General features: G+C 65.9%; 9 protein-coding genes and 4 tRNA genes. 1 reads left to right on the top strand and 12 read right to left on the bottom strand.

Annotation, left to right across the window (positions count from 1 at the left end):
• The 10 genes from rplJ to M5J20_RS07735 form a co-directional block, all read right to left on the bottom strand.
• On the bottom strand, positions 1 to 179 hold a 179-nt coding region (rplJ, locus tag M5J20_RS07780), incomplete at its 3' end, for a 50S ribosomal protein L10 (RefSeq protein ID WP_253578222.1).
• 342 nt (positions 180 to 521) lie between these two features.
• Positions 522 to 1,232 carry a 50S ribosomal protein L1 gene (rplA, locus tag M5J20_RS07775; protein WP_253578214.1) on the bottom strand — a complete coding sequence of 237 codons (711 nt, stop codon included), beginning with the start codon at positions 1,230 to 1,232 and terminating at the stop codon, positions 522 to 524.
• Between the two features lie 115 nt (positions 1,233 to 1,347).
• Positions 1,348 to 1,776, bottom strand: coding sequence for a 50S ribosomal protein L11 (gene rplK, locus M5J20_RS07770; protein WP_253578212.1), 429 nt, complete (start codon positions 1,774 to 1,776; stop codon positions 1,348 to 1,350).
• Between the two features lie 185 nt (positions 1,777 to 1,961).
• Positions 1,962 to 2,858: a transcription termination/antitermination protein NusG gene (nusG, locus tag M5J20_RS07765; RefSeq protein ID WP_253578210.1), complete on the bottom strand. Its 897-nt coding sequence runs from the start codon at positions 2,856 to 2,858 to the stop codon at positions 1,962 to 1,964.
• Positions 2,859 to 3,161: 303 nt separating this feature from the next.
• Complete coding sequence (gene secE, locus M5J20_RS07760; protein WP_253578208.1) at positions 3,162 to 3,485, bottom strand: preprotein translocase subunit SecE; 324 nt, start codon at positions 3,483 to 3,485, stop codon at positions 3,162 to 3,164.
• Between the two features lie 24 nt (positions 3,486 to 3,509).
• Positions 3,510 to 3,585 (bottom strand) — tRNA-Trp (locus M5J20_RS07755).
• Positions 3,586 to 3,648: 63 nt separating this feature from the next.
• Positions 3,649 to 3,720 (bottom strand) — tRNA-Met (locus M5J20_RS07750).
• 25 nt (positions 3,721 to 3,745) lie between these two features.
• Positions 3,746 to 3,818, bottom strand: a tRNA-Thr gene (locus M5J20_RS07745).
• A 198-nt stretch (positions 3,819 to 4,016) separates the two neighbouring features.
• Positions 4,017 to 4,098: transfer RNA gene (locus tag M5J20_RS07740), tRNA-Tyr, on the bottom strand.
• Between the two features lie 71 nt (positions 4,099 to 4,169).
• Entirely contained in the window at positions 4,170 to 5,186 is a 1,017-nt protein-coding gene (locus M5J20_RS07735) for a polyprenyl synthetase family protein (protein ID WP_253578206.1), read from the bottom strand.
• Between the two features lie 124 nt (positions 5,187 to 5,310).
• Between M5J20_RS07735 and M5J20_RS07730 the strand changes: the two genes are divergently transcribed.
• Positions 5,311 to 6,558, top strand: a complete 1,248-nt coding sequence (locus M5J20_RS07730) for a geranylgeranyl reductase family protein (RefSeq protein ID WP_253578203.1) — start codon at positions 5,311 to 5,313, stop codon at positions 6,556 to 6,558.
• On the opposite strand, the gene M5J20_RS07725 is transcribed toward M5J20_RS07730, so the two are convergent.
• Together M5J20_RS07725 and M5J20_RS07720 are read right to left on the bottom strand one after the other, a co-directional pair.
• Positions 6,555 to 7,244 (bottom strand): demethylmenaquinone methyltransferase, encoded by a 690-nt coding sequence (locus M5J20_RS07725; protein WP_253578201.1) that lies wholly within the window; start codon positions 7,242 to 7,244, stop codon positions 6,555 to 6,557. The genes M5J20_RS07730 and M5J20_RS07725 overlap by 4 nt on opposite strands.
• 11 nt (positions 7,245 to 7,255) lie before the next feature.
• Complete coding sequence (locus M5J20_RS07720) at positions 7,256 to 7,519, bottom strand: FeoC-like transcriptional regulator (RefSeq protein ID WP_253578199.1); 264 nt, start codon at positions 7,517 to 7,519, stop codon at positions 7,256 to 7,258.
• Positions 7,520 to 7,522: the final 3 nt, after the last annotated feature.

The following is a 7,522-nucleotide window of genomic DNA, read 5'->3' as shown; positions in this document are numbered from 1 at the left end:
GCGATCTTGACGAGGGTGTTCTTGGCGACGTGCAGTTCAACATCAAATCCGAGCTCACCGCGCAGCTGCTGCAGCTGGCTCACGGTCAGACCGCGGTACTCGGTGAGGAACACAGCGCTGGAGTCAGCGAACTTGTCCTTCAGTTCAGCCAGCTCCGCAACGTTCTTCGGGTTTGCCATGACACACGCCTCCTTCCAATAACTTCATGTCCTTGTATCCGCCCGGAGCATTGAAAAATGCCCCGTGCAGAAGCACGAGGCATCCGTGAAAGGTGTGCCACGTTTCTCCTGCGTGGGCCGATCCCTGGGGTGGGATACCTTCGACTCCGCAAGGGAGTGGCCGACGGTCTTCGGTGAAACTTGAGCTCGGGGCTTTCACCCCGTTCAAACTTCGGAGAGCAACCTTAGCGCGCGTGCCCGCCCGAATCCAAATCGCGCGTGCGCGAGCGGAGACGCACAAGAAAAACCCCGGCCCAGACTCGTCGCACGAGTCCGAACCGGGGTGTACGTACCGTTGTGGCGTTACGCCTGCACGGAGTAGTTCTTCTGCACCGACGGGTCGACCGGGACGCCCGGGCCCTGGGTTGCAGAGATGGTGATCTTCTTCAGGTAGATGCCCTTGGCGGATGCCGGCTTGAGACGCAGCACCTCGTCCAGCAGAGCGCCGTAGTTCTCGGCGAGCTGCTCCGGGGTGAAGGAGGCCTTGCCGATCAGGGCGTGGAGGTTGGAAGCCTTGTCCACGCGGAAGGCGATCTTGCCGCCCTTGGAGTCCTGGACAGCCTTGGCGACGTCCGGGGTGACGGTGCCGGTCTTCGGGTTCGGCATCAGACCACGCGGGCCGAGCACGCGGGCCACACGACCGACCTTGGCCATCTGGTCCGGGGTAGCAATTGCCACGTCGAAGTTGATCTGGCCTGCGTTGATCTGCTCGATCAGCTCGTCGGTGCCGACGATGTCTGCGCCAGCCTCCTGCGCCTTGGTGGCGTTCTCGCCCTCGGCGAAGACTGCCACGCGGACGGTCTTACCGGTGCCGTGCGGCAGGTTGACGGTGCCGCGGACCAGCTGGTCAGCCTTGCGCGGGTCGACGGAGAGGCGCATCGCCACGTCGATGGTGGAGTCGTAGTTCTTGGAGGAGGTCTCCTGCGCGAGCTTCACAGCCTCGAGCGGGTGGTACACGCGCTCGCGGTCAACCTGTGCCAGCAGCTCTTCGTAGCGCTTGGACTTCTTTGCCATGTTCAATCCTTATGTGTCGTGCGGATGCTGGCGGCAGCATCCGCAAGGGTGTGGTGGGGGCGGGCCTGGCTGGCCCTACCACGGGCAGCACGCAGGTGGCGCTGCCGCAGGGGTCTTACTTCTCGACCTCGATGCCCATGGAACGGGCGGTACCGGCGATGATCGCGGCGCCGGCCTCGATGTCGCGGGCGTTGAGGTCGTTCTTCTTGGTCTCGGCGATCTCCTTGCACTGCTCCCAGGTGACCTTGCCGACCTTCTGGGTGTGCGGCACGCCGGAGCCCTTCTGCAGGCCAGCGGCCTTGAGCAGCAGCGATGCGGCCGGCGGGGACTTCAGCACGAAGTCGAAGGAGCGGTCTTCGTAGACCGTGATCTCAACCGGGATGATGTTGCCGCGCATGGACTCAGTCGCAGCGTTGTAGGCCTTGGTGAACTCGACGATGTTCACGCCGTGCGCACCAAGCGCCGGGCCAACCGGCGGGGCCGGGTTAGCCATACCCGCCTGGATCTGCAGCTTGATCAGGCCAGTGACCTTCTTCTTTGCCATCGAATTACCTCAATTCCTTGGTACAGCTTCGCGGCCACGATGCTAGCCGCGAGACTTCCGGATGCCCCATCCTCGGAGCCACCGGGGAGAAACGAACAAAACCGTCGCACCTGCGGTTAGGCAGGCGCGACGGTTGAGTGTACGCGGGGCAAACGTCGAAAAGCAAAATGCTTCCCGACGCCTCCTTACACGATGCGTTCGATCTGATCCGCAGTGAGCTCCACCGGAGTCTCGCGGCCGAAGATGGACACGAGAGCCTGGATCTTGCCGGTCTCCGGGTCGATCGAGTTAATGGTGGCCGACACAGACGCCAGCGCGCCCGAGAGAATGGTGACGGCCTCGCCGACCTGGTAGTCGTGCGCGAGCTTCGGCTTCTCCTCCTGCTCCGGCATGGCGATGACGGTCTCGCCGTCCTCGTTCGCCTTCGCGGCCTCGCCCGCGGTGGGCTCGACCTTCGGCATGAGGAACTTGGCCACGTCGCGGTGCTTCACCGGGGTCGCGTTGCCCTCGTTGCCCACGAAGGAGGTCACACCCGGGGTCTCGCGGACCACTGACCAGGCGGCGTCGTTCATCTCCATGCGCACGAGCACGTAGCCCGGCAGCAGCTTGCGCTTGACCAGCTTGCGCTTGCCGTCCTTGAGCTCCACGGCCTGCTCGATGGGCACCACCACGTCAAAGATGGAGTCCTCCACCTCGAGCGTCTGGATGCGCATGTCCAGGTTGGTCTTCACCTTGTTCTCGTAGCCCGAGTAGGACTGGATGATGTACCACTCGCCCGGCAGCTTCTTCAGCTCCTTGGTGTACTCGCGCAGGCGGCGACGGTACTCCGAGTCGGTCGACTCCTCCGCAGCGTCGGCCAGCTCCTCACCCTCGGTTGCCTCAGTTGCCTCGAGCAGCGGCTCGGTCTCCGGCTCGACGGGGGCGCCCTCGTCGATCATGACCTGGTTGTCCTCGATCTCCGCGGCGAACTCCTCAACAGTTTCCGCCTCACCGGCGGCCTCGCCGGCAGCGTCAGCGGCGGCCTCATCTACGTAGCCGGCCTCGGCCGCTACCTCCAGCTCGGACATATTTTCGTTGTCCATACTCACTTCCCTCTCCTTGGCGGAGATCCCGCGCCCACAAGGCGCGAGCCCGTTAGGACTCCTTGGCTTCGGGGTCCGTCTCCGGCTCCACCGGAGCGCCCTCGTCGATCATCTCCTGCTCGTTGTTCTCGACGGTGGCTTCGGCATCCTTGTTGGCTTCAGTCATGGCCGGGATCTCCTTATCGGTCAGTGTGCGTTGTTTTGTGCACCAGCGTACCGACGATAAATCGTGCGCGGGCCAAAAAGATCCCGCCTCCCTCGGTGCTTCGAGGTGGCGGGAACAACGTACGCGCTGCAGTATACCTACCGGATCAGGATCCACTCAACCAGCTTGGCGGAGAGAATGTCAGTACCCCACACGATGGCGGTGATGACGATCAGGAACGCAAACACGATCAGGGTGTAGTTCACCATCTGGCGGCCAGTGGGCCAGATGACCTTCTTCATCTCGGAGGCGACTTCGCCCGGGAACGCCGCGATGCCGCCGCCGGTGTGCTCGTCCGGGTCGCGCTCCTGGGTGGCCGGGGTGCGCTTAGCCTCGTAAGTGGAGGCGGAAACAGGAGAAGCCCCGTGCAGCTGACGCTTACCGGTCGGCTGCGCGGGGGTCTGACCGTTCGGATTAGTCAAAAGAACTCCTCCAACTTCATTGTCTGGCAGGGGCGACAGGACTCGAACCTGCAACCTACGGTTTTGGAGACCGTTGCGCTACCAATTGCGCCACGCCCCTAGGGCACCGCACTGGATGCACCTAGACCCTATCACGGGCCCGAATGCGCCCGATCGAGGTGAGTAGCGATGGAGAGAATTGAACTCTCGACACAGCGATTATGAGTCGCTTGCTCTACCACTGAGCTACACCGCCATGTGCCTGCCTAAGCAAACAACAGAGCCCCCTATCAGAATCGAACTGATGACCTTTTCCTTACCATGGAAACGCTCTGCCGACTGAGCTAAGGGGGCACAGCCTCTTTGTTGTGAGCCGCTCTTGCGTGCAACCCGCTCCGTTGAAGCCTTGGAAAGATTAACCCGATGTACTTTCAGAACACAAATCGCCAGCAGAGAGCCTGTTTTTGGGCATTTTGCTTGACGACGAAAGCTACCACCCCGGGATGCACGAAACCCCGCACCCTGGGTGGGGTACGGGGTTTCAAACAAGGGTGCCAGGTAGAAGATTCGAACTTCTGTAGGCAATGCCGACGGATTTACAGTCCGCTCCCTTTGGCCGCTCGGGCAACCTGGCGAGCACTTGAAGTGCGTGGATTACTCTACATCACCGCATGCGCCTGCGCGCAAACCGGCAGCTCAGGCGGGCTAACCCACACGGTGGACAGTGAGCTGCGTCAGCGCGCGCAGGGCATCGTTGGCGGGGCCGGCGGGCAGCGCGTCGAGCTCGCGCTCGGCGGCGGCGAGGTACTCGCGCACCGTCTCCAGCGCTCGCTCGCGACCGCGGGTCTGGCGCAGGAGGGTCAGTGCACGCTCGACGTCCGCGTCCTCGGTGAGCGGGCCGGTGAGCAGGCCGCGCAGCTCCTGGCCAGCTTCCGTGTCCTCTTCCAGCGCGTAGAGCACCGGGAGGGTGAACACGCCCTCGCGCAGGTCCGTGCCGGGGGTCTTCCCCGACTCGTCGGGGTCGGAGAAGATGTCGATGATGTCGTCGACGATCTGGAACACAACGCCCACCGCAGCGCCCATGCGCTCGCAGCAGGCCACTACCCTTTCGTCGGCACCCGCGTGGCGCGCGCCCAGGTGGGCGGCGCAGGCGATGAGCACGCCTGTCTTCTCCTCCACCACCTTGAGGTAGTGCTCGACCTCGTCGGCGCCGCGCGCGCCCTCGGTCTCGCGCATCTGGCCCGTCACCAGTGTCTGGAAGGTGTTGGCGAAGTACGCGACGGTCTCGGTGTCAATCTCGGACATCAGCCGCGAGGTTTGCGCCAGCAGGATGTCGCCGGCGAGGATGGCCACGGAGTTGTTCCAGCGCGCGTTGGCGGACTCGACGCCGCGACGGCGGTCGGCCTCATCCATCACGTCGTCGTGGTACAGGGTGGCCAGGTGCACCATCTCGGTGAGCACCGCGCCCTTGACCACGTTCTCGTTGCCCGGGTTGGGGCCGAACTCGCTGCACAACAGCGCCATCACCGGGCGGAAGCGCTTCCCGCCAGCGAACGCCAAGTGGTTGACCTTCTCGGTGATGAAGTCCTCGCCGTAGTTCAGCCGCTCGCGCAACAGCGCCTCGACGTCGACCATGCCGTCGGCGACGCGTTTCGTCAGCGCCTCATCCCCGAGGTCGAGCGTGAACCCGTTGCGCGGTGACGGTGTGGTGCCGTTGGTCATCTGGGGCGTCCTTGCAGGTCGAGACAAAAGAAACGGTGCGCGGCGGCGCGCACATGACAGTTCAACCGTAGTCGAACCGCAGGCGAGCGCACAGCAGCAGGGCCGCGGGGGCGACTCTGGCACAATGAGGCGCGTGAATTCCCAGGCGTTCGATTGCATTGTTGTGGGCGCAGGCCCGTCAGGCTCCACCGCGGCTATCGCCGCGCAGCGCGCCGGCCTGCACACGTTGCTCATCGACGCCCAGCCGGAGCGCCGCGACAAGACCTGCGGCGACGGCCTCACCCCGCGCGCGGTGCACGTGCTGCGCACACTCGGGCTCGACGACGTTCTCCCTGCGTACCGCAACCGCGGCCTCAAGCTGCACGGCTTCGGCGGCGACGTCACCGCTCCGTGGCCGGACTCCCCCTACGGCACCGTGGGTTCCGCCTCCCCGCGCGCCGTCTTCGACGCACTGCTTGTCGACGAAGCCCGCGCCGCCGGCGCCGAAGTTTGGCACAACTGCCCGGCGACGGGTGCGGAGTTTGCCGGGGGGCTGATTTCGAGCGTCGATACGCACAAGGGCCCCGTGCGGGCGCGGTGGGTGATCGTGGCGGACGGCGTGCGCTCCCCCTTCGGCAAGCTGCTGGGGCGGCAGTGGCACAAGGGCGAGGTGTTCGGCATCGCCGCGCGCTCCTACTGCGCCACCCCGCTTGCCGACGAAGAGTGGATGCACTCCCACGTTGAACTACGCGATGCCGACGGTGCCGTGCAACCCGGCTACGGGTGGATCTTCCCGCTCGGCGCGGGCGAGGACGGCGAGGGGGCGGTGAACTTGGGCTGCGGGGCGCTCAGCACCGACGCGCGGCCGGCGAAGGTGAACACGAAAAAGCTGCTGGCCAGCTACGCCGCGCAGCAGCGCGAGGCGTGGCAGCTCGGGCCGGAGCGAAACGTCACCTCGGCGCTGCTGCCGATGGGCGGGGCCGTCTCCAATGTCGCCGGGCCGAACTGGGCGCTGATCGGCGACGCGGCCGCCTGCGTGAACCCGCTCAACGGCGAGGGCATCGATTACGGCATGGAAACCGCCGCCATGGCCGTGGAGCTGATAGCCGACGGCGGGGATCTCACACTCGCGTGGCCGCTGCTACTGCGCGAGGCCTACGGCGACGCTTTTGCACTCGCCCGCACCGCGGCGCGCCTGCTCACCTACCCGCAATTCCTGCCGGCGGTGGGGCCGCTGGCGATGCGCGGCATCGGCGGGCGCTACCTCATGCCCGCCGCCGCGCGGCTCATGGGCAACCTGATCACCGACGAGGACACCGACGTCATCGCCCGCGCGTGGCGGGCCGCCGGCCGCGCCGCCCCGCGCAACGCCCCGCTCTGGGACGTGGCCTAAGCGGGTTTGACGGCGCTGTGCAGCGCCACGATGCCACCGGTCAGGTCCTGCCAGCCGGCGTCTTCCCAGCCGTTGCGCTCGATCGCGTTCGCCAGCTCTTCCTGTCCCGGCCACGCGCGGATGGACTCGGCGAGGTACTCGTAGGCCTCCGGGTTCGAGGAGAACACGCGCGCCACCCGTGGCAGCGCGATCGGCAGATACTCCTTGTACAAGCGACGGAAGCCCGGGATGACGGGGGTGGAGAACTCGTTCACCGCCAGGCGCCCGCCCGGTTTGGTCACCCGCGCCATCTCGCGCAGCCCCGCCTCGAAGTCGTGGATGTTGCGGAGGCCGTAGGAAATGGTGACGGCGTCGAACGTGTCGTCCGCGAACGGCAGGTGCATCGCGTCGCCAGCCACCTTGGGCACGTCGCGGTCCCGACCGGCAGCCAGCATGCCCTGGGAAAAGTCGCAGGCCACGACCCACGCGCCGGACTTCGCCAGCTCGACGGTGGACACCGCGGTGCCGGCGGCGAGGTCGAGCACCTTTTCCCCCGGCTTGAGGTCGAGGCGTTCACGGGTGCGGCGCCGCCACGTCCTGTCCAGGCCGAAGGACAGCACGGTGTTCGTGATGTCGTACTTCTCGCCCACGTCGTCGAACATCCCCGCAACGTCGAAGGGCTTCTTCTCCAGGTCTGCCTTGGCCATGCTTAGGCAGTCTACGCGGGGGGATTTTTCGTCAGCACCAGCGCCACCGGGCCGTTGCCGCGGGTCGCACACGTGGCGCCGTTCGCCTTCGCCGCGATGCAGGAATTGCAGCTGCCGCCCGCACACGCCGAGCCGAGCTCCTCCAGCGTGAGTCGCCCCGTGCGCTCGAGGTGGTGGATGACGGCATCGAGCGTCGACGCGTTCAGACCGGTGCGCTCCCGAATCTCGGCGCGGCTGCGCGCGCCCTCGCGGATCGCGGCGGTCACCGCCTCCATCGG

Origin of the sequence: Corynebacterium stercoris (genome assembly GCF_024160105.1) — a bacterium.
GTDB classification, from domain to species: Bacteria; Actinomycetota; Actinomycetes; order Mycobacteriales; family Mycobacteriaceae; genus Corynebacterium; species Corynebacterium stercoris.
This window is presented reverse-complemented; position numbering and strand designations above follow the sequence as displayed.

Excerpts from the sequence above, each read along its gene's own strand:
- rplA (WP_253578214.1), bottom strand. The coding sequence starts at position 1,232 with ATGGCAAAGAAGTCCAAGCGCTACGAAGAGCTGCTGGCACAGGTTGAC.
- rplK (WP_253578212.1), bottom strand. The coding sequence starts at position 1,776 with ATGGCAAAGAAGAAGGTCACTGGCCTGATCAAGCTGCAGATCCAGGCG.
- nusG (WP_253578210.1), bottom strand. The coding sequence starts at position 2,858 with ATGGACAACGAAAATATGTCCGAGCTGGAGGTAGCGGCCGAGGCCGGC.
- M5J20_RS07735 (WP_253578206.1), bottom strand. The coding sequence starts at position 5,186 with ATGACCAACGGCACCACACCGTCACCGCGCAACGGGTTCACGCTCGAC.
- M5J20_RS07730 (WP_253578203.1), top strand. The coding sequence starts at position 5,311 with ATGAGGCGCGTGAATTCCCAGGCGTTCGATTGCATTGTTGTGGGCGCA.
- M5J20_RS07725 (WP_253578201.1), bottom strand. The coding sequence starts at position 7,244 with ATGGCCAAGGCAGACCTGGAGAAGAAGCCCTTCGACGTTGCGGGGATG.
- M5J20_RS07720 (WP_253578199.1), bottom strand. The coding sequence starts at position 7,519 with ATGGAGGCGGTGACCGCCGCGATCCGCGAGGGCGCGCGCAGCCGCGCC.